General features: G+C 70.3%; 22 protein-coding genes. 14 read left to right on the forward strand and 8 right to left on the reverse strand.

The genetic code is table 11. The features are described 5' to 3' along the window. Positions 1–36 precede the first annotated feature (36 nt). Positions 37–924, reverse strand: a complete 888-nt coding sequence (locus ACOACQ_RS09500; protein WP_420288135.1) for a hypothetical protein — start codon at positions 922–924, stop codon at positions 37–39. After that, on the reverse strand, positions 921–2,039 hold the full coding sequence (locus tag ACOACQ_RS09505) for a calcium:proton antiporter (RefSeq protein WP_378604854.1): 1,119 nt from the start codon (positions 2,037–2,039) through the stop codon (positions 921–923). The genes ACOACQ_RS09500 and ACOACQ_RS09505 overlap by 4 nt, the downstream gene beginning before the upstream one ends. 82 nt (positions 2,040–2,121) lie before the next feature. On the opposite strand from ACOACQ_RS09505, the gene ACOACQ_RS09510 reads away from it, so the two are divergent. Both ACOACQ_RS09510 and ACOACQ_RS09515 read left to right on the forward strand, forming a co-directional pair. After that, a complete protein-coding gene (locus ACOACQ_RS09510) occupies positions 2,122–4,062 on the forward strand; it encodes a TIGR03960 family B12-binding radical SAM protein (RefSeq protein ID WP_420288136.1) in 1,941 nt (646 codons plus the stop codon). Positions 4,063–4,210: 148 nt separating this feature from the next. Then, entirely contained in the window at positions 4,211–4,546 is a 336-nt protein-coding gene (locus ACOACQ_RS09515) for a hypothetical protein (protein WP_378604848.1), read from the forward strand. Between the two features lie 18 nt (positions 4,547–4,564). On the opposite strand, the gene ACOACQ_RS09520 is transcribed toward ACOACQ_RS09515, so the two are convergent. From ACOACQ_RS09520 to ACOACQ_RS09535, 4 genes are read right to left on the reverse strand one after another with little or no spacing between them, the layout of a single operon-like run. Continuing rightward, the gene (locus ACOACQ_RS09520) at positions 4,565–5,221 is read right to left on the reverse strand and encodes a septum formation family protein (RefSeq protein WP_378604845.1); all 657 of its coding nucleotides are present in this window, start codon (positions 5,219–5,221) and stop codon (positions 4,565–4,567) included. Continuing rightward, the gene (locus ACOACQ_RS09525; RefSeq protein ID WP_420288137.1) at positions 5,218–5,901 is read right to left on the reverse strand and encodes a DUF4190 domain-containing protein; all 684 of its coding nucleotides are present in this window, start codon (positions 5,899–5,901) and stop codon (positions 5,218–5,220) included. Before ACOACQ_RS09525 ends, ACOACQ_RS09520 begins: the two co-directional genes overlap by 4 nt. Continuing rightward, complete coding sequence (locus ACOACQ_RS09530) at positions 5,898–7,010, reverse strand: septum formation family protein (RefSeq protein ID WP_420288138.1); 1,113 nt, start codon at positions 7,008–7,010, stop codon at positions 5,898–5,900. The genes ACOACQ_RS09525 and ACOACQ_RS09530 overlap by 4 nt, the downstream gene beginning before the upstream one ends. A gap of 4 nt (positions 7,011–7,014) precedes the next feature. Next, positions 7,015–7,719: a DUF4190 domain-containing protein gene (locus ACOACQ_RS09535; RefSeq protein ID WP_420288139.1), complete on the reverse strand. Its 705-nt coding sequence runs from the start codon at positions 7,717–7,719 to the stop codon at positions 7,015–7,017. Between the two features lie 30 nt (positions 7,720–7,749). Between ACOACQ_RS09535 and ACOACQ_RS09540 the strand changes: the two genes are divergently transcribed. The 10 genes from ACOACQ_RS09540 to ACOACQ_RS09585 all read left to right on the forward strand — a co-directional run bounded on the left by ACOACQ_RS09540 (position 7,750) and on the right by ACOACQ_RS09585 (position 20,154). Further along, positions 7,750–8,940 carry a winged helix DNA-binding domain-containing protein gene (locus tag ACOACQ_RS09540; RefSeq protein ID WP_420288140.1) on the forward strand — a complete coding sequence of 397 codons (1,191 nt, stop codon included), beginning with the start codon at positions 7,750–7,752 and terminating at the stop codon, positions 8,938–8,940. 16 nt (positions 8,941–8,956) lie between these two features. Continuing rightward, the gene (locus ACOACQ_RS09545) at positions 8,957–9,673 is read left to right on the forward strand and encodes a TIGR03936 family radical SAM-associated protein (protein WP_378604827.1); all 717 of its coding nucleotides are present in this window, start codon (positions 8,957–8,959) and stop codon (positions 9,671–9,673) included. Between the two features lie 302 nt (positions 9,674–9,975). Continuing rightward, complete coding sequence (locus ACOACQ_RS09550) at positions 9,976–13,146, forward strand: Rne/Rng family ribonuclease (RefSeq protein ID WP_420288141.1); 3,171 nt, start codon at positions 9,976–9,978, stop codon at positions 13,144–13,146. Between the two features lie 153 nt (positions 13,147–13,299). Beyond that, positions 13,300–13,602: a 50S ribosomal protein L21 gene (rplU, locus tag ACOACQ_RS09555; RefSeq protein WP_056714940.1), complete on the forward strand. Its 303-nt coding sequence runs from the start codon at positions 13,300–13,302 to the stop codon at positions 13,600–13,602. A gap of 48 nt (positions 13,603–13,650) precedes the next feature. Continuing rightward, complete coding sequence (rpmA, locus tag ACOACQ_RS09560; RefSeq protein ID WP_056713888.1) at positions 13,651–13,905, forward strand: 50S ribosomal protein L27; 255 nt, start codon at positions 13,651–13,653, stop codon at positions 13,903–13,905. 83 nt (positions 13,906–13,988) lie between these two features. Further along, positions 13,989–15,551, forward strand: coding sequence for a GTPase ObgE (gene obgE / locus ACOACQ_RS09565; protein WP_420288142.1), 1,563 nt, complete (start codon positions 13,989–13,991; stop codon positions 15,549–15,551). Beyond that, positions 15,544–16,671: a glutamate 5-kinase gene (proB, locus tag ACOACQ_RS09570; protein WP_378604811.1), complete on the forward strand. Its 1,128-nt coding sequence runs from the start codon at positions 15,544–15,546 to the stop codon at positions 16,669–16,671. The genes obgE and proB overlap by 8 nt, the downstream gene beginning before the upstream one ends. A gap of 154 nt (positions 16,672–16,825) precedes the next feature. Then, entirely contained in the window at positions 16,826–18,001 is a 1,176-nt protein-coding gene (locus tag ACOACQ_RS09575; RefSeq protein WP_420288143.1) for a cysteine desulfurase family protein, read from the forward strand. Positions 18,002–18,031: 30 nt separating this feature from the next. Then, entirely contained in the window at positions 18,032–19,144 is a 1,113-nt protein-coding gene (gene mnmA, locus ACOACQ_RS09580; protein WP_420288144.1) for a tRNA 2-thiouridine(34) synthase MnmA, read from the forward strand. Continuing rightward, entirely contained in the window at positions 19,141–20,154 is a 1,014-nt protein-coding gene (locus ACOACQ_RS09585) for a methionine synthase (RefSeq protein ID WP_420288145.1), read from the forward strand. The genes mnmA and ACOACQ_RS09585 overlap by 4 nt, the downstream gene beginning before the upstream one ends. Before the next feature lie 62 nt (positions 20,155–20,216). Here the strand turns inward: ACOACQ_RS09585 and ACOACQ_RS09590 are convergent, their stop codons facing one another. Together ACOACQ_RS09590 and ACOACQ_RS09595 are read right to left on the reverse strand one after the other, a co-directional pair. Continuing rightward, positions 20,217–21,851: an MFS transporter gene (locus ACOACQ_RS09590; protein WP_420288146.1), complete on the reverse strand. Its 1,635-nt coding sequence runs from the start codon at positions 21,849–21,851 to the stop codon at positions 20,217–20,219. Positions 21,852–21,889: 38 nt separating this feature from the next. Then, entirely contained in the window at positions 21,890–22,498 is a 609-nt protein-coding gene (locus tag ACOACQ_RS09595; RefSeq protein WP_420288147.1) for a TetR/AcrR family transcriptional regulator, read from the reverse strand. 233 nt (positions 22,499–22,731) lie between these two features. Here ACOACQ_RS09595 and ligA point away from each other — a divergent pair, with 233 nt between their 5' ends. Together ligA and ACOACQ_RS09605 are read left to right on the forward strand one after the other, a co-directional pair. Further along, a complete protein-coding gene (gene ligA, locus ACOACQ_RS09600) occupies positions 22,732–24,837 on the forward strand; it encodes an NAD-dependent DNA ligase LigA (protein ID WP_420288148.1) in 2,106 nt (701 codons plus the stop codon). Then, positions 24,834–25,874, forward strand: coding sequence for an alpha/beta fold hydrolase (locus ACOACQ_RS09605; protein ID WP_420288149.1), 1,041 nt, complete (start codon positions 24,834–24,836; stop codon positions 25,872–25,874). The genes ligA and ACOACQ_RS09605 overlap by 4 nt, the downstream gene beginning before the upstream one ends. Positions 25,875–25,876 lie beyond the last annotated feature (2 nt).

Consider the following 25,876-nt stretch of genomic DNA (forward strand, 5'->3'; position numbering starts at 1 on the left):
CTGCGGTCGGGCATGGAAGTTGGCGTGGAGGGAAATCTACGGGGCGGCGTCGACGGTGGCCGTCACAGGGACCTGGTGCAGCAGCCCGTCCACCCGCACCTGCACGAACATCCGGTAGTCGCCCGGCTGGGTGAAGGTCGTGTGGAACGTCAGGACCGTGCCGTCGTCGGTCACTTCGGGGGCGCCGTACGGGTGCACGTGCACGAAGCCCTTCGAGTCGAGGGCGAATCCGGTGAGGTGGGCAGCAGCGCCGAGGAAGGACCCGAGTGTCAGGGGCTGGTCGTCGAGGTTCGTGATCGCGAGGCGCAGCCGGCCGTTCTCGCTGACGGTGCCGGCACCCAGCAGGCGCACCCGGACCACGCCGTCGTCGCTGGTGGTCGCCGCGTCGCCGCGGGGCACCGCGACCGGTTCCCAGTCACCGGGGACCTCGACCGTCGTCCCGAGCACGAGCGGCTGGCCAGCGCCCTCCGGCGTGAACTCGGCGACCACGCGCCACGGACCTGCGGCACCGAGGTCGGCGCGGGCGCGCCAGGTGCTGTCCTCGCCCAGTTCCGGGTGCAGGTGCCGGAAACCGCTCAAGTCCGACCGGACGACGTACAGGTGGAGGAGCTTGGTCTGCTCCGGGACGTACTTCGTGACGGCCGCACCGGTCCTGTCGAGGATCCGGAAGGTGACGTCGCCGGGCTTGCCGACCGCCGGCACCGTCACCGCGGTCATCCGGTAGCCGCCTGCGGTCGCGGTGGTGCCGTCCCCGATCGGTGCGGCTGCCGCGTGTTCCTGGCCGGGCGCGTGGGTGTGGTCGGCGCCCTCCGAGGGGGGCGTCAGCACGATCCGGTCGGAGTCGGCGGGTGCCTCGTCGGAGCAGCCGGCGACGGAGAGTGCGACGGTCACGGCGGCCAGCGCCGCCAGGGCTCGTCGGGTCATGGCGCCACGGTCAGCAGCAGGAAGGCCGCGAGCAGGACGAGGTGGACGACGCCGTTCATCGGCTTCGCCCGCCCCGGTACGACGGTCAGGACGCTCACGACCGCCGACAGGATCAGCAGCACCAGCTGGATCGGCTCGAGGCCCAGGGCCAGCTCGCCTTCCAGCCAGATCGACGCAACGGCGATGGCCGGGATGGTGAGGCCGATCGACGCCATCGCCGATCCGTAGGCGAGGTTGAGGCTGATCTGCACGCGGTCGCGCTGCGCAGCGCGTACGGCGGCGATCGTCTCCGGCGCCAGCACGAGCAGAGCGATCACGACGCCGACGACGGCATGCGGGAAGCCGAACCAGTCGACGGCGTCCTCGATCGAGTAGGACTCGACCTTGGCCAGGCCGACGACGGTGAGCAGCGACAGCACCAGCAGTCCGAGGCTGATCCAGGCCTCGCGGGTCGTCGGCGGGTCCGCGTGCCCGTCGCCGTCGGCGTCGTTGTCGGCCGTCCAGCCTGCCGGGGTGGAGACCGTGTTCGGGAGGAAGAAGTCCCGGTGGCGCACGGTCTGGGTGAACACGAACGACCCGTAGAGCACGAGCGAGGCGAGCGCGGCGAAGGTCAGCTGGGATCCCGTGAGGAACGGGCCGGCCTCGCTGGTGGTGAAGGCCGGGACGACGAGCGTCAGGCCGGCGAGGGTGATCACGGTGGCCAGCGCCGAGCCGGTGCCCTCGGGGTTGAAGGTCGCCAGGTGGTGGCGCAGGGCGGCGACGACCAGGGCGATGCCGACGATGCCGTTGAGCGTGATCATCAGGGCCGCGAACACGGTGTCGCGTGCCAGCGTCGCTGTCTCGCCGTTCCCCGACACCATCAGCATGACGATCAGGCCGACCTCGATCACCGTGACGGCCACGGCGAGGAGCAGGGAGCCGAACGGCTCGCCCACCTTGTGGGCGACGACCTCCGCGTGGTGCACGCCCGCCAGGACGGCACCGATGAGGGCGACCCCGATGAGGGCGGCCACGGCGGGCGGGGGATGGGTGCCCCAGGAGAAGGCGAGCACGATCGCGGCCACGGGCGGCGTGAAGACCGTCCACCCGAGTCGTCCCGTGGTGGAGGCACTCATGGAGCGGATCCTACGGGCGGGGCCCAGCGCTCCCTCCCCGACGATGCCTGCAGCACCCGGGTCGGACCGTAGAATCGGTCTCATGTCCGTTGAGTCCGTCTTCCCCCAGCTGGAGCCCCACCTGCTGTCGGTGTCCAAGCCGATCCAGTACGTCGGCGGCGAGCTCAACATGGTGACGAAGGAGTGGGACGAGACAGAGGTGCGCTGGGTGCTGATGTACCCCGACGCCTACGAGCTCGGCCTGCCCAACCAGGGCGTGCAGATCCTCTACGAAGTGCTCAACGAGCGCGACTGGATCCTGGCCGAGCGCACCTACTCGGTGTGGCCGGACATGGAGAAGCTGCTGCGTGAGAAGCAGATCCCGCAGTTCACGGTCGACAGCCACCGTCCCGTGGGTGCCTTCGACCTCTTCGGCATCAGCTTCTCGACCGAGCTGGGCTACACGAACATGCTCACCGCGCTCGACCTGGCCGGCATCCCGTTGCACGCCGTCGACCGCACCGACGACCACCCGGTCGTCATCGCCGGCGGCCACGCCGCGTTCAACCCCGAGCCGGTCTCGGCCTTCATCGACGCCGCCGTGCTCGGCGACGGCGAGGAGGTCGTGCTCAAGATCTCCGAGGTCGTGCGCGAGTGGAAGGGCGAGGGGCGTCCGGGCGGGCGCACCGAGCTGCTGCGGCGGCTGGCCGTCTCGGGCTCGGTCTACGTGCCGCAGTTCTACGACGTCGAGTACGACGACGCCGGGGCCATCGCGGCCGTCGTACCCAACCACCCGGAGGCGCCGGAGCGGGTGCGCAAGCACACGCTGATGGACCTCGACCAGTGGCCGTACCCGCGCAACCCGCTGGTCCCGCTCGCCGAGACCGTCCACGAGCGGTTCAGCGTCGAGATCTTCCGTGGCTGCACCCGTGGCTGCCGGTTCTGCCAGGCCGGGATGATCACCCGCCCGGTGCGCGAGCGCTCGATCGAGACGATCGCGGCGATGGTCGACAACGGCGTGAAGAAGACCGGCTTCGAGGAGGTCGGGCTGCTCTCGTTGTCGAGCGCCGACCACACCGAGATCGGTGAGGTCGCCAAGGGCCTGGCCGACCGGTACGAAGGGACCAACGTCTCGCTGTCCCTGCCGTCGACGCGGGTCGACGCCTTCAACATCACGCTCGCCAACGAGTTCTCCCGCAACGGCCGCCGCTCCGGCCTGACCTTCGCGCCTGAGGGCGGGAGCGAGCGGATGCGCAAGGTGATCAACAAGATGGTCACCGAGGACGACCTGATCCGTACCGTCGCAGCGGCGTACAGCCACGGCTGGCGCCAGGTGAAGCTCTACTTCATGGTCGGCCTGCCGACCGAGCAGGACGAGGACGTCCTGCAGATCGCCGAGCTCGCGAAGCGCGTGATCGCGACCGGCCGCGAGGTCTCGGGCCGCAACGACATCCGCTGCACCGTCTCCATCGGCGGGTTCGTGCCGAAGCCGCACACCCCGTTCCAGTGGGCCGCCCAGCTCGACGTCGAGACCACCGACCGTCGCCTGCGCGAGCTGCGCGACACGGTGCGTGCCGACAAGCGCTACGGCCGCGCCATCGGCTTCCGCTACCACGACGGCCAGCCCGGTGTGATCGAAGGACTCCTGTCCCGCGGCGACCGCCGTGTCGGCGCGATCATCGAGGAGGTGTGGCGCGACGGCGGCCGTTTCGACGGCTGGAGCGAGCACTTCTCCTACGAGCGCTGGGTCGCTGCTGCCGAGCGCGGCCTTGAAGGCACCGGTGTCGACCTCGACTGGTTCACCACCCGCGAGCGCGAGTACGACGAGATCCTGCCCTGGGACCACCTCGACTCCGGCCTCGACAAGGACTGGCTCTGGGCCGACTGGGAGGACGCCCTCGCCGTCGGCGACGGATCCTCCGACGTCGAGGTCGAGGACTGCCGCTGGACGCCGTGCTACGACTGTGGCGTGTGCCCGGAGATGGGGACCGAGATCCAGATCGGCCCGACCGGCAAGACCTTGCTGCCGCTGTCTGTGGTCTGAGCGACCAAGAGCGCAGGCTATGCACGTTGGGTGTGGGTGAGCCTTGTCGGGCCATGCCACCATCGCCTTCGTGCGCAATGAGCAACGCTTGCCGACCAGGAACGGCGAGTGACGGCGCGTGATCTCGACAGAAGAGAGTCTCCGCCGGATGTTCGGCCAGGACGGTCACAAGATCGATGACCTTGTCCTTGCGTGGACGGGCGAGCGTCCCACCGGTCTGCAGTGGGGGCACGGTCTGTTCACACTGCACCGCTGTGTCGTGCTTCGAGGCCGTGAGGTCGAGGTATGGACGATTCAGTGGGGACGACCGACGAAGGTCCTCACGAGCGCCGACATCGACGAGGTCGAATACCGACACCGCGACGTCATGGGCAAGTTCGAGCGACTCGTTGTTGGTGAGAAATCCTTCTGGATTCGTGCCGCTGACCGCGAACAGATCGAGGGCTGGCGCCGAGGCCAACCGATCGCGTCAGGAGACGGATGATCGTTCGCCCAGTCGGAATCAGCGCCTGGTGTTCTTGACGCTGCGCTTCATCGGCTTGAGCTTGGGGTGCGCGAGGACGCAGGTGATCGTCCGGTCGGCGAAGACCCAGGTGTCCGCACTGGGGTAGTAACTGTAGCCGTCGTACATCGACTTCCGGTACGGCACGCCGACGTACTTCCTGAAGAGGGGAAGGCAGCGGTCGGTCTTCTTGATGATGGCCTTCTCGCCCGGGAAGGGGCCGTCGCCCTTGAGCTCGAAGGCTCCATAGACCTCGAAGTCGTGGGGTTGCGAGCAGTCCAGCACCTCGAGCTCGCCGAGGGCCTTGCCCGGTTCGTCGGGCTTGAGGCCGCGCAGGACGGGGTCGTTGAAGCAGTCGCCGACCTTGAGGTCGTCGGCCATGACGGGCTCGTCCGGCTCGTCATCGGACCCGGTCGCGGTCTTGTCGTTCGCCTCATTCACCGCAAGGGCGACCAACGAGACCTGGGCGGCGGTGAAGACCAGGCCCAGGGCCAGGGCGAGGGCGGCCACCCAACGCGGACGGAACCGACGCCGGACCAGCGCAACGACGGAGACGACCGCGCCGAACAACGGGAACAGCGGCATGAAGAATGCCAGGGACAGGCCGAGCCCGGTCCACCCCAGCGGGGTGTCGCCGGTGGGCTGGTCGTTGCTCATGCGCCGGTCGACGATCCGGCCGCGGGGAGTGCCCCGTCGAACTGCTCCTCGTCGACGCGCTCGACGTAGCAGAAGTACGCGTCGTCCTCTTCTGGCTCGTCGTCGTCGAAGGCGTCGGTCTCGATGCCGAACCTGAACTCGCCGGTGTCCACGGCGTCCAGGTACCGCTGGTCCGGCGCGAGGCTCGCGCAGAAGCTACCGACGGACTGCTCGTCGAAACGGTCGGCCTGCTCGGCGCTGAACCGGCCGACCGACGAGATCTGGCCGTAGTGCGGTTCGGAGCAGTTGGCCTTCTCGGGGTCGTCGAAGAGGTCCCAGCCGATGCACTGTCCGACCGAGGCCTCGTCCGGGAACACGGTCTTGGAGCCCATGATCGCCGCGAACACGAAGAAGGTCAGGCCGCCGGCCATGATCAGTGACCCGACCACCAGTCCGGTGATGGCGGCCCAGCGGCCGGAGCGCTTGCCCCCGCTGGTGCGGACCAGGCCCGCGATGCCGAGGCCGACGCCGACCGGTGCCGCGCAGCAGGTCAGCGAGCAGACCAGTGCGGCGATCGACACGCCGTCCGTGGCGGTCGGTGCCGGATTCCCCGCGTAGGGGTTGCCGGTGCCGTACGCGTCGTACTCACCCTGCGGTCCACCGACAGGCGGTTCGTACGGCGGTGGGTTGAATCCGCTCATCGTGCGGCTCCCTTCAATGACTTCGTCAGGTCTTCGCCGTCCGGGTCAGCGACCATGCAGAAGATGGTCCGGTCGCCGTGGTCCCACGACTCCTCGGTCGGCGAGTAGTAGGTGGACTCGTAGCGGGAGTCGTCGTACGGGATGTCCAGGTAGGCCGCGAAGCGACTGAGGCACTCCTCGGCGCGCTCCTCGATGACGGCGTCGCCGGGATAGCCAGGCTCCGGGGCAGGGACGAGAACGACGGAGGTGAGCTCGAGCTCGTGGCCCTGGTTGCACGGAACCACGCGGACGAAGCCGATCAGATCGTCCTCGCCGAGCCCGTCCGGCTCGTTGAAGCAGTCACCCACCTGCAGGTCGTAGAGCGCAGTCTCCGTCCCGGTCTGCACAGGGCTCGCGTCGCGGGGGAGCGGAGCGTCCAGCTTCTCGCCGTCGAGCGGCTCCGCGACACAGATCAGGCTGTCCCCGGGTTCCGGCTGCTCGACGTCCCATGAGTCCACCCACGTGGAGAGCTCGTAGCTGCCCCGTCGGACGTCGTCGGTGTAGCCGGAGGTCTCGGTCAGCCGCGCGCAGAGCTCGGAGACGTCCATGTCGACGTACTGGTCCACCAGGGTGTCGTCGAACTGCTGGGCGTGGATCACCTCGGCGTCGTGCGGTTCGTCGCACTCGGCCTTCCAGATGTCGATGTCGCTGACGTCGATGCAGTCGCCCGCCCGTGCGTCCGCGATGACGACGGTGTTGGTGCCGTACCAGGCCAGCCCGATGCCGGCGGCGACGCCGGCCACCATCATGAAGATGCCGAGGACGAGCCCGGTGACCGCCGCCCAGCGTCCCGATCGCTGCCCGTCCTTGGTGCGCACGATGCCGGCGATCCCCAGCCCGATGCCGACCGGGGCGGCACAGCAGGTCAGCGAGCAGATCAGGGCCGCGATCGAGATGCCGTCAGACGGCGTCGAAGCACGATAGGGACTGCCGTACGGGTTGCCGTGCGGGCTGCTGTACGGGTTTCCGTACGGGTTGCCGTACGGATTGCCGTCGGGGTTGCTGGGGGTCGGCGCCGAACCACCCGCCGGCGGCTCGTACTGGGGGAAGCCGCCGTACGGGTCGGTCACCTGATCAGAGCAGCGGCTTGTCGAGCTTGTCGTCCGGGTGGACGTAGCAGACCAGGGTGTCGCCGACGGAGACGTCGTTCGGGTCCTCGATCACCGCGTCGATGTCGGCGAGGTGCGGGGTGAGCTTCGCCAGGTCCTCCGGGTCGATCGCCTCGACGCAGTACGTCGTCATGCCGGTCTCGATCGCTTCCAGGTTGTCGTCGTCGACCTTCGCGACTCCGACGATCTCGGCGTCGTGCGACTCGGTGCACTCCTTCTTGTAGAGGAAGATCGAGCCGTCCTCCTCCTTGATGTTCACGCACTGCCCGACCTCGGCGTTCGCGGGCGTGACGACCTTGTCGGCGAAGATCGCGATGGCGGCGATGCCGACACCGGTGGCGATGCTCATCAGGATGCCGATGATGATCGCGGCGATCGCGATGCCACGGCCCTTGCGCTTGCCGCCCTTGGTGCGGGACAGGCCCACGAAGCCGAGGATCACGCCGACGGGCGCGAAGCAGCACAGGAAGCTGACGACGAGGGCCGCGATCGACAGGCCGTCGGTCTTCGGCGGCAGCCCTTCGGAGCCGCCGGGGAAGCCACCCTGCGGCGGGCCGTAGCCGCCACCGTAGCCGCCGCCCTGCGGGGCGCCGTAGGGCGGCGGCTGTCCGCCGGGGGTCTGGCCGCCAGGGTTCTGGCCGTACGGGTTGTTGCCGTAGGGATCGCTCACCCGCACACCCTAATGGGGAACGATGGTGGGGTGCTTCACATTGCCGACTCCGACCGACGCCGTCGTCTCGCGGTCCGCCACGGCCTCGCGGCGGGCCTTGCTTCGGTGGCGGCGGCCACCGACGCGATGACGGTGCTGCACGCGACGGAGGCGGCCACCGTCCACCTCGCCCTGTGGGCGCGGGTCGAGGACGTCACCGTGGCTGACGTCGATGCCGCGTTGTACGACGACCGGACGCTGGTCAAGCAGCTGGCGATGCGGCGCACCCTGTTCGTCTTCCCGCGGGACCTGTTGCCGGCCACGTGGGGGAGCGCGTCGGCCAGGGTCGCCGGGCAGCAGCGTGCCCAGCTCGCGAAGAACGTCGCCGCGGCGGGACTCGCCGAGGGGCCCGACCAGGTGGCGGGCTGGATCGACGACGCGGCGGCCGCCGTACTCGCGGTCCTTGCCGACGGGCGGCCGCGCACGACGCGGGAGGTGCGCGACCTGGTGCCGGTCCTCGACGGCCGGATCAAGATCGGGGCGCCGGAGAAGAAGTGGGGTGGCGACTTCCCCGTCGGTGCGTGGGTGATGACGATGCTCGGCGCGGAAGGACGCGTCGTGCGGGCGACGAACGCCGGGCACTGGCGGCTGAACAAGCCGACCTGGACGATGACCCGGACCTGGCTGGGCGCCGATGCCGAGGCGCTGCCGGAGCGTGAGGGGTATGCGGTGCTGGTCCGGCGCTGGCTGGCCACCTTCGGACCCGGCACGGAGAACGACGTCGTGTGGTGGCTGGGTGCGACCAAGACGATCGTGCGTCGCGCCCTCGCCGATGTCGGTGCCGTCCAGGTCGGGCTCGACGGGGGAGCGACCGGGTGGGTGCTGCCCGACGACACCGACCCGGCCGAGCCGGTCGAACCGTGGGCCGCGTTGCTCCCGACACTCGATCCGACCGTGATGGGGTGGAAGGAGCGGGCCTTCTACCTGGATCCCGCGGACACGCCGTACCTCTTCGACAGCAACGGCAACGCCGGCAACACCGCGTGGTGGGACGGCCGGATCGTGGGGTGCTGGGTGCAGGACGACGACGCGCGCGTGCACCTGGTGCTGCGCGAGGACGTCGGCGCGAAGGCGCGCACGGCACTCGAGGTGGAAGCCGAACGGCTCACCAGCTGGCTGGACGGCGTCCGGATCACCAACGTGTATGCCTCGCCGCAGATGCGCGGCGCGGTCCTGCCCTGACCTACGATCAATCCCCGTGAGTCGTCAGCAACCCGAGCAGCAGGCACCCCCGGTCCAGAAGGTGCGGATCAGGTACGCCAAGCGCGGCCGGTTGCGCTTCACCAGCCACCGCGACGTCAGCCGCGCGATCGAGCGCGCCGTGGTCCGTGCAGCGATCCCGATGGCCTACTCGTCCGGGTTCCACCCGCACCCCCGCATCTCGTACGCGGGCGCCGCGCCGACCGGTTCGGCCAGTGAGTCGGAGTACGTCGAGCTCGGCCTCTCCATGGCCCGCGACCCCCAGGACATCGGTCGGGAGCTCGACGCGGTCCTGCCGGAGGGACTGGACGTCGTCACGGCTGTCGACGGTGCGCACACCCTCCCGGGATCGTTGTCGGACCTGCTCACCGCCAGCCACTGGCAGATCGACCTGCCGGAGGCGCCCGAGGACCTCGCCGGCGCCGTCGCGGCCTTCCTCGCCACCGAGTCGGTGCTCGTCGAGCGGATGACCAAGAAGGGCCTGCGCAGCTTCGACTGCCGCGCGGCCGTGGTCCGCCTGGAGGTCACCGCCGAGGGCGGTCTCGACCTGGTGCTCGAGCACTCCGTACCCGCCGTACGACCGGACGACCTGCTCACCGGACTGGCCCAGGTGGCCGGCTTCGACACCCCTCCGACGGTCCTGCTCACGCGGGTCGCCCAGGGACTGCTCGACCGGGAGACCGGCACGATCAGCGACCCGCTCGCACCTCGTTGATACCTCCCGGGTGAACCCTGTGTGCGATACTCGCCACAGGATCCACCCCGTGCGCGTCCTACAGGAGAGCGCAGGGAGATCTGACGACGTTCTCGCCGCCCGGTAGGTGTGACTGCCGGACGGCACGGTGGAGATCAGACCCCGCCCGACGCGACGCACAAGGCGACCGCGGCAGGTGAAGGTCCGAATTCCAGTGACGCTGTGCGGAGGGTGTCGTCCCACGAAGGCTTACGACACGACCCCCGGGTGCGTGTCGATGACACCCCGGGACGCGGAAGCGGGCCCGGGTGAGGAGTACCGCAATGACGGACGCGCCCACCAACACCCCGATCGACACGCCGAGCGACACGCCGGCTGAGGCCCCCGCCGAGGCGGCTGCCACGGTCGAGGCCCCGGCGGAGAAGCCCGCCGCGAAGACGGCAGCGAAGAAGACCGCCCCGCGCAAGACGGCGGCGAAGAAGGCCCCGGCCAAGAAGGCAGCCGCGAAGCCCGAGGGCGACGCCGAGGGGAGCGCGGGCGAGAAGCCCGCGAAGAAGACCGCGGCCAAGAAGACGGCCGCGAAGAAGGCTCCGGCCAAGAAGGCGTCCGCCAAGAAGACCACGGCGAAGAAGGCCGCCGCTCCCACGTCGGAGCAGCTGCTCCTGACCGATGAGCCCCCCGTCGCCGATACCGCTGTCGAGACCGTTGTCGAGACGGCTGTCGAGGCCGTTGCCGAGGCGCCCGCTGCCGAGGCGCGCACCACCACCGTGACGACCCGGACCCGCTCCTCGCGGCCGGCCCGCAACACCGCCGTCCTCTTCCAGGCTCCCGACACGACCGCTGCCCCGGCAGCGTCGGACGAGGAGCTCGAGGAGGACGAGGAGACCACCGACGCCCCGATCGCTCCCGCGGACGCCGAGGCGCCTGCCGCCGAGCAGGACCAGGAGTCCGACGACGACGAGGGCGACGAGGACGACGACGAGGGCACCGAGGGTGGCTCGACGTCGGCCAACGCCGCTCGCCGCCGCCGCCGTCGCGGTGGCCGCCGTCGCCGCAAGCCCGCCGGTGCGGGCAACACCGGTGGCGAGGGCGACGACGACGCTGACGACGCCGACTCCGAGGGCGAGTCCGACGAGACTGCCGAGGACGTCGAGAACGCCGAAGGTGGCGAGGAGAAGGCGCCCGCCCGCGCCGCGAACGGTGGCAACAACGGCCAGCGCCAGCGTCAGCGCCAGGGCGGCGGCAACGCCCAGGCCCGCGCGAAGGCCGACGCCGACGCTGCTGCGGCCGCTGAGGGCGACGACGTCTCCGACGACAGCGACGAGAACGACGAGAACGGTGAAGGCGGGGGACAGGGCGGTTCGTCCTCCTCGCGTCGTCGCCGTCGGCGTCGTCGTACCGGCGAAGGTGGAGGCGGCCAGGGTGGCGACGGCGGGGACGACCCCGAGAACACCGTCACCCGCGTCCGCAAGCCGCGCTCGCCCGAGGACGAGATCACGAGCATCGCCGGGTCCACGCGCCTGGAGGCCAAGAAGCAGCGCCGCCGCGAGGGTCGCGAAGCCGGCCGTCGCCGCGCACCGATCGTGAGCGAGGCCGAGTTCCTGGCCCGCCGCGAGTCGGTCGAGCGGGTCATGGTCGTGCGCCAGCGCAAGGACCTCACCCAGATCGCCGTCCTCGAGGACAAGGTGCTCGTCGAGCACTACGTCGCCCGCGAGTCGCAGACCTCGCTCATCGGCAACGTCTACCTCGGCCGCGTGCAGAACGTCCTGCCCTCCATGGAGGCGGCGTTCATCGACATCGGCAAGGGTCGCAACGCGGTCCTGTACGCCGGCGAGGTCAACTGGTCCGCGCTCGGCCACAAGGACGGCCAGCCCCGCAAGATCGAGTCGGTCCTGCAGTCCGGGCAGACCATCCTGGTGCAGGTCAGCAAGGACCCGATCGGCCACAAGGGCGCCCGGCTCACCAGCCAGGTCAGCCTCGCCGGCCGCTTCCTGGTCTACGTGCCCGACGGCACCACCTCCGGCATCTCGCGCAAGCTGCCGGACACCGAGCGGTCGCGCCTGAAGGCCCTGCTCAAGGAGGCCGTCCCCGCGTCGGCCGGTGTCATCGTGCGCACCGCCGCAGAGGGTGCGTCCGAGGACGAGCTGACCCGCGACGTCGAGCGCCTCAAGGCCAAGTGGGACGACATCGAGGCCAAGGTCGCCAAGGGCAACGCCCCGCAGCTCCTGCACGGCGAGCCCGACCTGACCCTCAAGGTCGTCCGTGACCTGTTCACCGAGGACTTCTCCAAGCTCGTCATCCAGGGCGAGGACGCCTGGCGCTCCGTCAAGGAGTACGTCGACCAGATCGCTCCCGACCTCGCCGAGCGGGTGGAGCGCCACGACCCGTCGGGTCCCGACCTGTTCACGCTGCACCGCATCGACGAGCAGATCGCCAAGGGCCTGGACCGCAAGGTCTGGCTGCCCTCGGGTGGCTCGCTGGTCATCGACCGCACCGAGGCGATGACCGTCGTCGACGTCAACACCGGGAAGTTCACCGGCTCCGGGGGCAACCTCGAGGAGACGGTCACCAAGAACAACCTCGAAGCGGCCGAGGAGATCGTTCGCCAGCTCCGGCTGCGCGACATCGGCGGCATCATCGTGGTCGACTTCATCGACATGGTCCTCGAGGCCAACCGCGACCTGGTGCTGCGCCGCATGGTCGAGTGCCTCGGCCGCGACCGCACCCGCCACCAGGTCGCCGAGGTCACCTCGCTCGGCCTCGTGCAGATGACGCGCAAGCGGATCGGCACCGGCCTCGTCGAGGCGTTCAGCGAGACCTGCTCGCACTGCCAGGGCCGTGGCCTGCTGGTCCACGACCTCCCCGTCGCCCCCAAGGGTGGCGGCGGTGGCGCCGAGCCCGAGGAGGGTCGTCGCGGCAACAACCGCCGCAAGGCCAAGCCGAAGGCCCAGGGCGACGCCCCGGCCGACAACGGTGCGGCCGCCAAGCCGGTCCCGTCCCCGAAGGACGTCGCCGCGATGGCCAAGCACGCCGACGAGGCCCACGACGAGGTGACCGACGAGACCGCCGTGGTGGTCGAGGAGGCTCCCGTGGTGGTTGAAGAGGCTCCCGTGGTGGTTGAAGAGGCTCCCGTGGTGGTCGAGGAGGCTCCCGTGGTGGTCGAGGAGGCTCCCGTGGTGGTCGAGGAGGCTCCCGTGGTGGTCGAGGAGGCTCCCGTGGTGGTCGAGGAGGCCCCCGTGGTGGTCGAGGAGGCCCCCGTGGTGGTCGAGGAGGCCCCCGTGGTGGTCGAGGAGGCCCCCGTGGTGGTCGAGGAGCCGGCCCCCGCGCCGGTGGCCACGACCAAGGTGGTCACCCGGACCCGCCGTAGCTCGGCCAGCCGTCCGGCAGGACCGCCTGCGGCCGCCGTACCGGCTGCCGAGGCGCCTGCTGCAGACGCCGAGGAGCCGCACGTGGCCCACGTCCCGATCAAGAAGAAGGGCGCTGGCAAGCGCTAGCAGGTCGGGGCGGGTCCATCGTTTTGGTGGATACCGGCCCGAACCGTAGTATTGACCGTCGGTGCGCCGCAGGTGCGCCGTTCTGCTGGCGCCCGGCGAAGTCGCTGTGCGTGCCGCAGACCCGAACGTTGACGTGAGAAGGAGCCCGCGGTGGTGTACGCGATCGTGCGCGCAGGCGCGAAGCAGGAAAAGGTCGAGGTCGGCGACGTCTTCGAGATCGACAAGTGCGCTACGCCGGTCGGCGACACCCTCACGCTGCCGGTGGTCCTCACCGTCGACGGTGAGACCGTGACCAGCACTGGCCTCGAGAAGGCGTCGGTGACGGTTGAGGTCCTCGGTGCCACCAAGGGCCCGAAGATCGTCATCCAGAAGTACAAGAACAAGACCGGCTACAAGAAGCGCCAGGGTCACCGCCAGAAGTACACCCAGGTCAAGGTCACCGACATCTCTCTCTGAGCTGGATCCCCGGGCGGGTTCACCTCTTCACCTCCAAAGGACTGAAACATGGCACACAAGAAGGGCGCAGCGTCCACCAAGAACGGGCGCGACTCGAACGCTCAGCGCCTCGGCGTGAAGCGCTTCGGCGGCCAGGTCGTCAGCGCCGGCGAGATCATCGTCCGCCAGCGTGGCACCCACTTCCACCCGGGCTCCGGCGTGGGTCGCGGTGGCGACGACACGCTGTTCGCGCTGATCCCCGGTGCCGTCGAGTTCGGCAAGAAGCGTGGCCGCAAGGTCATCAACATCGTCCCGGGTGAATGAGCTGACGCTCATCTGACCTGGTTTCGAAGGGCGTCCCGTCACGCGGGGCGCCTTTCGCCATTTTCTACTGAAAGACTGATCCCATGGCTGTTCCCACCTTCGTCGACCGCGTGACGCTCACTGTCGCTGCCGGCCGGGGCGGTCACGGGGTCGCGTCCGTCCACCGTGAGAAGTTCAAGCCGCTCGGCGGCCCCGACGGCGGCAACGGCGGGCCGGGTGGCTCGATCATCCTGCGCGTCGACCCCGACGTCACCACGCTGCTGGAGTACCACCACAGCTCCAAGCGCCAGGCCGAGCACGGTGGCCACGGCGCTGGTGACCACAAGAACGGTTCCCACGGAGCCGACATGATCCTCAAGGTGCCGGACGGCACCGTCGTCAAGCACCGCAACGGCGAGGTCATCGCCGACCTGATCGGCGCGGGCACCGAGCTCGTCGTGGCCGAAGGTGGCCGCGGTGGCCTCGGGAACGCCTCGCTCGCGTCCAAGTCGCGCAAGGCGCCCGGCTTCGCGCTGCTCGGTGAGCCCGGTGACGAGCTCGAGGTCGTCCTCGAGCTCAAGGTCGTCGCGGACGTCGGCCTGGTCGGCTTCCCCAGCGCCGGCAAGTCCAGCGTGATCGCCTCGATCTCGCGGGCCCGGCCCAAGATCGCGGACTACCCGTTCACCACCCTCGTCCCCAACCTCGGCGTCGTCACGGCGGGTGACTTCACCTTCACCGTGGCCGACGTTCCCGGACTGATCGAGGGCGCCGCCGAGGGTCGCGGTCTCGGCCACGACTTCCTGCGCCACATCGAGCGTTGCGCCGCGCTGGTGCACGTCCTCGACACGGCGACCATGGAGCCCGGTCGCAACCCCGTCGACGACCTCGAGATCATCGAGGGCGAGCTGAGCCGGTACGGCGGCCTCGAGGACCGTCCGCGCCTGATCGCCCTCAACAAGGTCGACGTGCCCGACGGCCGCGGCATCGCCGAACTGGTCGTCGAGGATCTCCGCGCCCGCGGTCACCGGGTCTTCGAGATCTCCGCGATGTCCGGCGAGGGCACCCGCGAGCTCATCTTCGCCATGGCCGAGATCGTCCAGGAGGCCCGCAAGGCCAAGCAGGCCGAGATCCCGGCCCGGATCGTCGTACGCCCCAAGGCGGTCGACGACGACGGCTTCACGATCACCTCGACGAAGGCCGGATGGCGGGTCGTCGGCAAAAAGCCCGAGCGCTGGGTGCGCCAGACCAACTTCAGCAACGACGAGGCCGTCGGGTACCTCGCCGACCGCCTCAACCGGCTCGGCGTCGAGACGCGCCTGCTGCAGATGGGCGCCGAAGCCGGCGACTCCGTCCTGATCGGCCCGACCGACGACTCCGTGGTCTTCGAGTTCAGGCCCGGCGTCGACGCCGGCGCCGAGAACCTGTCGCGCCGCGGCGAGGACGACCGGTTCCAGGACGACCGCCAAGCGGCCATCCGTCGGCGCGAGATCCAGGCCAAGCTCGGCGAGCGGGCCGAGGGCGAGACCCGCGCCGACGTGGCCCGTCGCATCGACAAGCCCGAGGTCTACGGGCCGACCTCCTACGAGATCGGCTCTGAGGAGGACCCGGACGTCGCTCCGGCCGTGCCCGAAGACGAGGCATGGCTCGAGGAAGACCCCGGTGAGTGAGGCCTCGACCCGTGAGGTGGTGACCGGCGCCCGCCGGATCGTCGTCAAGATCGGGTCCTCGTCGCTGACCACCGCTGCCGGTGGGATCGACCCCGACCGGGTGAGCTCGCTGGTCGACGTCCTGGCCGCCGCGCGCGCCCGGGGCGCCGAGGTCGTGCTCGTCTCCTCGGGAGCCATCGCGGCCGGCCTGGCGCCCCTGGGCCTGAAGAAGCGTCCGCGCGGCCTGGCTGCCCAGCAGGCCGCCGCCTCGGTGGGCCAGGGCATCCTCGTCCACCGCTACACCGAGGAACTGGCACGCCACGGCCTGACCGCCGGGCAGGTGCTGCTGACCCTCGACGACGTCACCCGTCGCGCGCACTACCGCAACGCCCATCAGACCTTCGCGAAGCTGCTCGAGCTCGGCGTGATCCCGATCGTCAACGAGAACGACACGGTGGCGACCAGCGAGATCCGGTTCGGCGACAACGACCGCCTCGCGGCGCTCGTCGCCCACCTGGTGCACGCCGACCTGCTGGTGCTGCTCTCCGACGTCGACGGCCTGTACGACGGCCCGCCCACCCGCCCCGGCGCGAAGCTGGTCACCGACGTGCGGAGCGACGACGACCTCGCCGGCATCACCGTCGGCTCCGTCGGCGCGGCCGGTGTCGGTACCGGTGGCATGGTCACCAAGGTCGACGCCGCAGCCATCGCGACCGGCTCGGGCATCCCCGTCGTACTCACGTCCGCCGACGGCGCCGCCTCGGCCCTGGCCGGCGAGCCCGTCGGGACCCTGTTCCACGCGACCGGCAAGCGCCGACCGATCCGCCTGCTCTGGCTGCGCCACGCGACCGAGGCGAAGGGCTCACTGGTGCTCGATGCCGGTGCCGTCCGCGCCGTCGTCGAACGACGCGCCTCGCTCCTCGCCGCGGGGATCACCGCCGTGCAGGGCGACTTCGTCGCAGGCGACCCGGTCGACCTGCGCGACCCCGACGGTGCGGTCGTCGGCCGTGGCCTGGTCAACTTCGACGCCGCCGAGCTGCCGCCCCTGCTGGGCCGGTCCTCGAAGGATCTCAAGCAGGAGCTCGGTGCTGCTTACGAGCGCGAGGTCATCCACCGCGACGACCTGGTCGTCCTGGCCTGACCGCATCGATCCCGCGCTGGAGATCTGCGGGTCGATGTACGGGCGGAGGTCCTGCAACATGCGGGCGACCGTAGGGGGCCGCGATGAACGGTGGGTGACCGTCAGGTGCCCGGAACTGGCTGCCCCGTACGGGGCGCCGTACCCTTGGGACGACATGAAGGACGCCCCCACGGTCTACCTCGACCACGCAGCGACGACGCCGATGACCGACGTCGCGATCGAGGCGTTGACGGCGCGGCTGCGCGAGGTCGGCAACGCGAGTTCGTTGCACGCCTCCGGGCGTCGTGCACGACGCATCGTCGAGGAGTCCCGCGAGACGGTGGCGCAGGCCCTGAACTGTCGTCCGGGTGAAGTGGTGTTCACCTCGGGAGGCACCGAAGCGGACAACCTGGCGGTCAAGGGCCTGTACTGGTCGCGTCGCGCGACCGACCCGCGCCGCCTGCGCTTCCTCGCCTCGGCCGTCGAGCACCACGCCGTGCTCGACCCGCTCGAGTGGCTCGAGGAGCACGAGGGTGCCGCGGTCAACCTTCTTCCGGTCGACAGCCTGGGCCGCCTCTCGGTCGATGCGCTCCGCGCCGCTGTCGAGCTCGAGCCCGCCTCCGTGGCGGCGATCACCGTCATGTGGGCCAACAACGAGGTCGGGACGGTCCAGCCGATCGACGAGGTCGTCGCCCTCGCGGCCGAGCACGGCATTCCGGTCCACACCGACGCGGTCCAGGCCATCGGCGCCGTCCCGGTCGACTTCGCCGCCTCGGGCGTCGACGCGCTCTCGGTCTCCGGCCACAAGGTCGGTGGTCCGCAGGGCGTGGGTGCCCTCGTCGTACGACGAGAGGTGGACCTGACGGCGCTCCTGCACGGTGGTGGTCAGGAACGTGACGTCCGCAGCGGCACGCTCGACGTCCCGGCGATCGCGGGCTTCGCGGCTGCGGTCGAACTGGCCGTGAAGCAGCAGGCCGACCACGCGGCACGGCTGGCCGTCCTGCGCGACCGTCTCGTGGCCGCCGTACGACGCCAGGTGCCCGACGTGGTCCTCAACGGTGACCCGGAGGACCGTCTGCCCGGCAACGTGCACCTGGGCTTCCCCGGCTGTGAGGGCGACTCGTTGCTCATGCTGCTCGATGCCCGTGGCATCGAGTGCTCCACGGGCTCGGCCTGCTCGGCCGGTGTCCCTCAGCCGTCGCACGTGCTGCTGGCGATGGGCCGCAATGCCGAGGACGCCCGCAGCTCGCTGCGCTTCAGCCTCGGCCACACCACCACTGACGCCGACATCGAGGCCGTCGCGGCCGCCATCGCCCCCTGTGTCGAGCGGGCCCGCGCGGCCCGTGCGTGAACAGGGCCGTGAGCTGCAGGTGATCGTGCGATGAAGGTCGTTGCCGCCATGTCCGGCGGGGTGGACTCCGCCGTCGCGGCCGCGCGCGCGGTCGAGGCCGGCCACGACGTCACCGGCATCCACCTGGCGCTGTCGCGGAACCCGAAGTCGTACCGCTCCGGTGCACGGGGTTGCTGCACCATCGAGGACTCGAACGACGCCCGCAGGGCCGCTGACGTGATCGGCATCCCGTTCTATGTCTGGGATCTCTCCGACCGGTTCCACACCGACGTCGTCGAGAACTTCATGGACACCTACGCAGCGGGGGAGACGCCCAACCCCTGCCTGCGCTGCAACGAGAAGATCAAGTTCGCCGCCGTCCTCGACCGGGCGTTGGCGCTCGGCTTCGACGCCGTCGCGACCGGCCACTACGCCACCGTCGTCACGTCCGACGCGGGTGTCGAGCTGCACCGCGCCGTCGACAACGCGAAGGACCAGTCCTACGTCCTGGGTGTGCTCGACGAGCAGCAGCTGCGGCACTCGATCTTCCCGCTCGGCGACACGACGAAGGACGTCGTGCGTGTCGAAGCCGCCCGCCGTGGACTGCTCGTGGCCGACAAGCCGGACAGCCACGACATCTGCTTCGTCGCCGATGGCGACAACGCCGGCTGGTTGCGCGAGAAGCTCGGCGACCGCGCCCCGAACCACGGCGGTGAGATCCGCGACGAGGCCACCGGCGAGGTGCTGGGCCACCACGAGGGCACCTTCGGCTTCACCATCGGCCAGCGCAAGGGCTTGCGCATCGGCACGCCCGCTGCCGACGGTCGTCCCCGCTTCGTGCTCGACATCGAGCCGGTCTCCGGCACCGTCACCGTCGGACCGCGCGAACGTCTCGCGGTCGACCGCGTGGAGGGCGATCGCCTGCGCTGGTGCGGCACTCCGCTGCCCTCCGGCACGGTCCTCGACGGCGACCGGGTGACCGTGCAGATGCGGGCGCACGGCGCCGAGCACCGCGCGGTCGTGCGGGTGAGCGACGACCGCTTCGAGATCGACCTCATCGACGTCGCCGAGGGCATCGCCCCCGGCCAGGCCGCGGTTGTGTACGACGGCACGCGGGTCGTCGGTTCGGCGACGATCACCGCGACCCGACGAGTGCCCGCGTGACAGCGCGCGCAACGGGCATCGGGTCCTTCCCCGGCGACACCCAGCGCGACTTCGACGAAGCGGTCGCGCTCGTCCTCGGGGAACTGGCCGCTGACGAGCACGGACTGCCGTTCCTGCCCGAGGTCCCCGGCCGGGGCGCGCCGGCGGGCATGATCGGACGCACCCTCGGCCTGGTCGGCGGCCTCGACGCCGACCTCCAGCCGAGCGGCTGGCGGCTGACCGGCACCAGTGGTGCGCCGGCCCGGGACCAGCGCCGGGCCCGCAGCCAGGCCTCCCAGGACCTGGACGGACTCGAGGAGCGGGCCTCGGGCCACACCGGTCCGTTCAAGGTCCAGGTCACCGGACCGTGGACGCTCGCGGCCAGCGTCGAGCGCCCGCGCGGCGACAAGATCCTCGCCGACCACGGTGGCCGCCGTGAGCTGGCGCAGGCGCTCGCCGAGGCCGTGACCGACCACCTTGCCGACGTACGACGCCGGCTGCCTGCCGTGACGGAGCTGATCCTGCAGATCGACGAACCGGCCCTGCCCGCCGTGCTCGCCGCCGCGATCCCGACGGCGTCCGGTTTCAGCCGGCACCGTGCCATTCATCCGCCCGAGGCCAGCCAGGCGCTGGAGTGGGTCCTTGCTGCCGCGACCGACGCCGGGGCGACGCCCTGGGTGCACTGTTGTGCGCCCGACGTCCCGATCGGCCTGTTGCGTGGCGCCGGTGCCCGCGGGGTCATGGTCGATCTCGGTCTGCTCGATGCAACCGGTCACGACGCGGCGGGGGAGGCCCTCGAGGCCGGTGACACGATCGCGCTCGGCATCGTGCCGACGGCCGACGACCCCACCGGAGATGCCCCGCTCGTGGAGCGGGTGCGGCGCTGGCTCGACATGCTCGGCCTCGACCCCGAGCAGGTGGCCGGTTCGCTGGTCGTCTCGCCGGCCTGCGGGCTGGCCGGCGCGACGCCCGGTTGGCCGCGCCGTGCGCTCGAATTGTCACGCCTCGTGGCGCGTTCGCTCGACGGCTGACCCCGGAACGCAACGAAGCCCGCCGGAGCATGCTCCGACGGGCTTCGTGCTGGGGGGATCAATCAGCCGACGTGGACACCCTCGGGGGCGTCGGTCGCCAGTTCGTCGTGCTTGACGTCCAGGAAGATCCAGATCACGGCCGAGGCCGCGAGCATCAGGATCGAGGCGGCCAGGAAGGCATGGGTGGCGCCCTCCGGGAAGCTCGAGCCGAAGATGGCGGCCTGGAGGAAGCCCGGGTCGACCTGTCCGCCGTTGGCGCCGAGCGCATCAGCCATCGGGCCGGCCACATCGGAGGACTGCTTGTTGGTGAAGTGGAGCGCCACGGTGCTCAGCGTCGCGAGACCGATCGCGCCACCGACCTGCTGCATGGTGTTGAGCACGCCGGACCCGATGCCGGAGTCCTCGGCCCGCACGTGGTGCACCGCGGTGAGGGTCAGCGGCACGAAGACCAGGCCCATGCCGACGGCCATCATGATGATGTACGGGAAGATGTGCGTCCAGTAGTTGATGTCCGCGCCACCTTCGGCGAGCGCGGCGAGCACTGCCTTCGGGGACTCGTCGATCGGGATGCGGGAGAACATGAACAGGGCGACCGCCGCCAGCAGGGTTCCGGTGCCGGCGAGGACGCGCGCATCGACCCGGGAGATCAGGTTCGACGAGAGCGCGGCGCCGATCACGATGCCGAAGGAGAACGGCAGGAAGGCGAAGCCGGCCTCGAGCGAGCTGAAGCCCATGATCTGCTGGATGAACAGGCTCAGGAAGAAGAACATCGAGAACATCGCGGCCGGAGCGATCATCATGGCCGCGAAGCTGGTGGCCCGGGTGCGGTTGGCGAAGATCCGGACCGGCAGCAGCGGGTGCTCGACCCGCGACTCGATGAACGCGAACCCGGCCAGCAGGGCGACACCGGCGACGAGCGGAATGATCGTCTGGGGGTCGTCCCATCCGTAGGCCTCCTCGCCCGCACGAGACAGGCCGAAGACGATGCCGAGCAGGCCGAGCGTTCCGGTGATGGCACCGGGGATGTCCATCTCACCGGGGTGCGACTCGGACTCGGTGAGCACGCGAGGCACGAGGAACGCGGCGACCAGGCCGATCGGGACGTTGATCAGGAACGTCATCCGCCAGCCCTCGACGTCGAGCCCGACGAAGGAGTCGAGTCCGGTGAGCCAGCCGCCGAGGATCAGGCCGATCGCCGCGCCGACGCCCGACATGGTGGCGTAGGCCGCCATCGCACGGTTGCGCGCCGGTCCGGCCGGGAAGGTGGTGGTGATCAGCGCCAGGGCCGCGGGGGCAGCCATCGCGGCGCCCACGCCCTGCAGCGCACGGGAGGCGAGCAGCATGGCCTCGTTGGTGGCCAGGCCACCGAGGGCCGAGGCCACGGCGAACGTCGCGAGACCGATCATGAACAGCTTGCGTCGTCCGTAGAGGTCGCCGAGGCGGCCGCCGAGGAGCAGCAGGCCACCGAAGGCGAGCGCGTAGCCGGTGACGATCCAGGTCAGGTTGGCCTGGGAGATGTCCAGGTCCGCGCCGATGAACGGCAGGGCGATGTTGGCGATGGTGGAGTCGAGAACCACCATCAGCTGGGCGGTGAGGATGAGCACGAGCGCGAGGCCGGCGTGCTTGCTGGGTGTGGAGACCTCGGCGTCTGCGGACGAGGTCGTCTCCGCAGGGTCGAGTGATTCGACGTCGGTCATGGGTGATTCCTTCGTGAGGTGGTGATGATGCGTCAGGGTCAGCCGCGGGTGGCGGCGGGAAGAATGATCTGGTCGATCACGCGGGCGATCAGGTCCGGAGTGGGCGGATCGCCGAGCAGGAACATGCGGTGCAGGATGATGCCGGGCAGAGCGGTCGAGAGCAGGTCGATGTCCACGTCGTCGCGCAGCTCGCCCCGATCCCGGGCCCGCTCGTAGATCTGTCGGCCGACCGCGGCCTTCGGTGCGATGAAGCGGTTGCGGAACTCGGCAGCGAACTCGGCATCGCGGCCGATCGCCGTGATCACGCTGCCGAGCAGGTCGGTCTGGTGCTTGTCGGTGAGGCCGCCGCTGCCGCAGAACACGGACAGGAGGTCACCGCGCAGGCTGCCGGTGTCGTCCTTGACGACCAGCGGAGCCTTCTGTGCCATCAGCGCATCGATGACGAGGGAGGCCTTGCCGTCCCACTTGCGGTAGAGCGTCGCCTTCGACGCCTTGGCGCGGGACGCAACAGCGTCCATGGTGAGGCGGTCGTAGCCGACCTCCGCCAGGACCTCGAGCGTGGCCTCGAGCAGTTCCTGCTCGCGGTCGCCCTCGACGCGGGGGCGGGTGCCCGCCTCCGGTGAGGTGGGGCTCGTTCGAGGTGACATGGTGCTCGGTGCTCCTGACGGGTGGGCCTGAATGGAACGGTACGGTTCCGTTTCACTAAGATAGTACGGAACGGTTCCGTTTCGCAACCTCTTTCGTACGACGACGTCCGGAGATGCTCGTCGAGCCTGACAGGCGCCGCCGACATCGGTCCCCGCAGCGGTTCCCACATCGGTCCCCACACCGGTCCCGGGTCGCGGAGCAGTTGTCGGCGGCGCGCGGCAAGATGGTCCCCATGAGCGACGCCACCTCTCCCGTCGTACCGGCCGAGGCCCGCGAGGAGCACGCCACCGTCTCCGAAGAGCTGGAGGATGCGCGCTGGCGCTACTACGTGCTCGACGACCCGACCCTGTCCGATGCGGACTTCGACAAGCGGATGCGGCGGCTGGAGGCGCTCGAGGAGGAGTTCCCCGAGCTGCGCACGCCGGACTCCCCGACGCAGAAGGTCGGGGGAGCGGTGTCGACCGACTTCACCGCGGTCGACCACCTCCAGCGGATGGAGAGCCTCGACAACGCGTTCTCGTTCGAGGAGCTGGGTGCCTGGCATGCGCGCCTGGGTCGCGACGGGATCGACAGCCCCGCGTTGCTGTGCGAGCTCAAGGTCGACGGCCTGGCCATCAACCTGCTCTACGAGCAGGGCCGCCTGGTGCGTGCCCTGACCCGGGGCGACGGACGGACGGGGGAGGACGTCACCCCCAACGTCAAGACGATCGCATCCGTGCCGCATCGACTGACTGCCACCAAGGACTTCCCGGTGCCCGACCTCGTCGAGGTCCGGGGCGAGGTCTACCTGCCGGCCCTCGCGTTCGAGCGGCTGAACGTCTCGATGACCGAGGCGGGCAAGCCTGCGTTCGCCAACCCGCGCAACGCGGCGGCCGGTTCGCTGCGCCAGAAGGACCCGCGCGTCACCGCGACCCGCGACCTGGGCATGGTCTGCCACGGCATCGGCGCGCGTCAGGGGTTCGAGCCGACCGCGCAGTCGGAGGCCTATCGGGCGCTCGCCGCCTGGGGCCTGCCGGTGTCGGAAGCGGTCAAGGTGCTGCCGACGCTGGCCGACGTCGAGGGCTACATCGAGAACGCCGGCGAGCACCGGCACACGATCGTGCCCTACGACATCGACGGTGTCGTGATCAAGGTCGACGACGTCAGCCTGCAGCGCCGCCTGGGCTCGACCAGCCGGGCGCCGCGCTGGGCGATCGCGTACAAGTACCCGCCCGAGGAGGTGAACACCAAGCTCCTGCGGATCGACGTCAACACCGGTCGCACCGGCCGGGTGACGCCGTTCGGCGTCATGGAGCCCGTGAAGGTGGCGGGCTCGACCGTCGAGATGGCCACCCTCCACAACGGCTACGAGGTCAGGCGCAAGGACGTCCGCCCCGGCGACACCGTGATCCTCCGCAAGGCCGGCGACGTCATCCCCGAGATCGTCGGCCCGGTGCTCGCGCTGCGGCCCGAGGGCCTGCCCGAGTGGGTGATGCCGACGGCCTGTCCGTCCTGTGCCACCGACCTCGTCGAGCAGAAGGAGGGCGACAAGGACCGGCGGTGCCCCAACCACGAGCACTGCCCGGCGCAGGTCCGCGAGCGCGTGCACCACGTCGCCGGACGCGGGGCCTTCGACATCGAGGGCCTCGGCTACGAAGCAGCGGTCGCGCTGCTCGACTCCGGCGCCCTTCGCAACGAGGGCGACGTCTTCGACCTCTCCGTCGAGAAGCTGCTGGTCACGCCGCTCTTCACGCGCGCGCCGAAGAAGGACGAGACGGGGCCGCAGCTGAGCGCCAATGGACAGAAGCTGCTCGACAACCTCGGCGAGCGCAAGGCCACCGTGCCGCTGTGGCGCGTGCTGGTCGCGCTCTCCATCCGCCACGTCGGCCCGACGGCTGCCCGTGCCCTGGCCACCGAGTTCGGCTCGATGGAAGCGATCCGGACGGCGACCGAGGCCGACCTGGCTGCCGCCGAGGGCGTCGGACCGACCATCGCCGCCGCCGTCATCGAATGGTTCGCCGTCGACTGGCACGTCGCGATCGTCGAGAAGTGGGCGGCGTCCGGCGTGGCGATGGCGGACCAGCGTGACGAGTCCGTCGCGCGCACACTCGAGGGCCTCACCATCGTGGTGACCGGCTCCTTGCAGGACTTCTCCCGCGATTCAGCGAAGGAGGCGATCCTGTCGCGTGGCGGGAAGGCGGCCGGTTCGGTGTCGAAGAAGACCGACTTCGTCGTCATCGGCGAGAACGCCGGCTCCAAGGCCGAGAAGGCCGAACAGCTGGGGGTTCCGATCCTCGACGAGGACGGCTTCAAGCGACTCCTGGCCGACGGGCCGCCGGAGGGCACACTGGAGCCATGAGGCGGTGGATCCCGGCGGTGCTGCTCGGACTCCTGGCCGCGTCCTGCTCGGGCGCCGACGAGTCCGGTGACGCCGACCCGGGCGCTCCCACCTCCACGCCGACCGCCGCCAGCACCGCCGCACCCTCGACGCCGGCGTCGGACGGGACCACCCGGGCCGCCGTACCGCACCAGGTGTCGTTGCCCGCGCTGCGTGAGAAGACGTACGACGGCGACGGGCTGACGCTCGGCGCCGAGGTCCTGCGGACGGCGAACCACACGCAGTACGACGTGACGTACCGCAGCGGCACCCTCACGATCTCGGGTCGGCTCGCCGTACCCCACGGCGACGGGCCGTTCCCCGCCGTCGTCCTGGCGCACGGCTACATCGAGCCCTCGATCTACAAGGTCGGGCAGGGGATGACCCGTGAGCGTGCGTGGTTCGGCGACCACGGGTACGTCGCGCTGCACGTCGACTACCGCGGCCACGGCGGGTCCGACCCCGACCGCAGCAGGGGACTGGACCTGCGGATGGGCTACACCGAGGACGTCATCAACGCCGTCCACGCGCTGCGTGCGTGGGACGGGCCGGTCGACGACGAACGCATCGGCCTCGCGGGCCGCTCGATGGGCGGGGGAGTCGTGCAGAACGCACTCGTCGTCGCGCCCGGCCTCGTGGATGCGGGCGTCGTGTTCGCGTCGGTGAGCTCGATCGCATCCGAGAACTTCGACCACTTCATCCGCTCCGACGGGGGACGCAACGCCATCACCGGCGCGATCCTGAAGGCGTACGGCGAACCGAGGGACAACCCGGACTTCTGGGGTGGCATCAGTGCGCGCACCTACTTCGACGACATCACCGAACCGGTCCTGGTCCACCACGGCACTGCCGACGACACGTGCCCGATCCGCTGGAGTCGCCAGACCACACGAGCCATGCGGCGGGCGGGGGTCGACGTGACCCTGCTGACCTACGCCGGGGAGCAGCACGCGTTCGGACCGCAGTTCGAGCGGGCCATGGAGAAGACCGGCGAATTCCTCGATCGCCACCTTTCCTGAGA

The sequence above is a fragment of the Nocardioides sp. CPCC 206347 genome (assembly GCF_048654605.1).
GTDB lineage: Bacteria > Actinomycetota > Actinomycetes > Propionibacteriales > Nocardioidaceae > Nocardioides.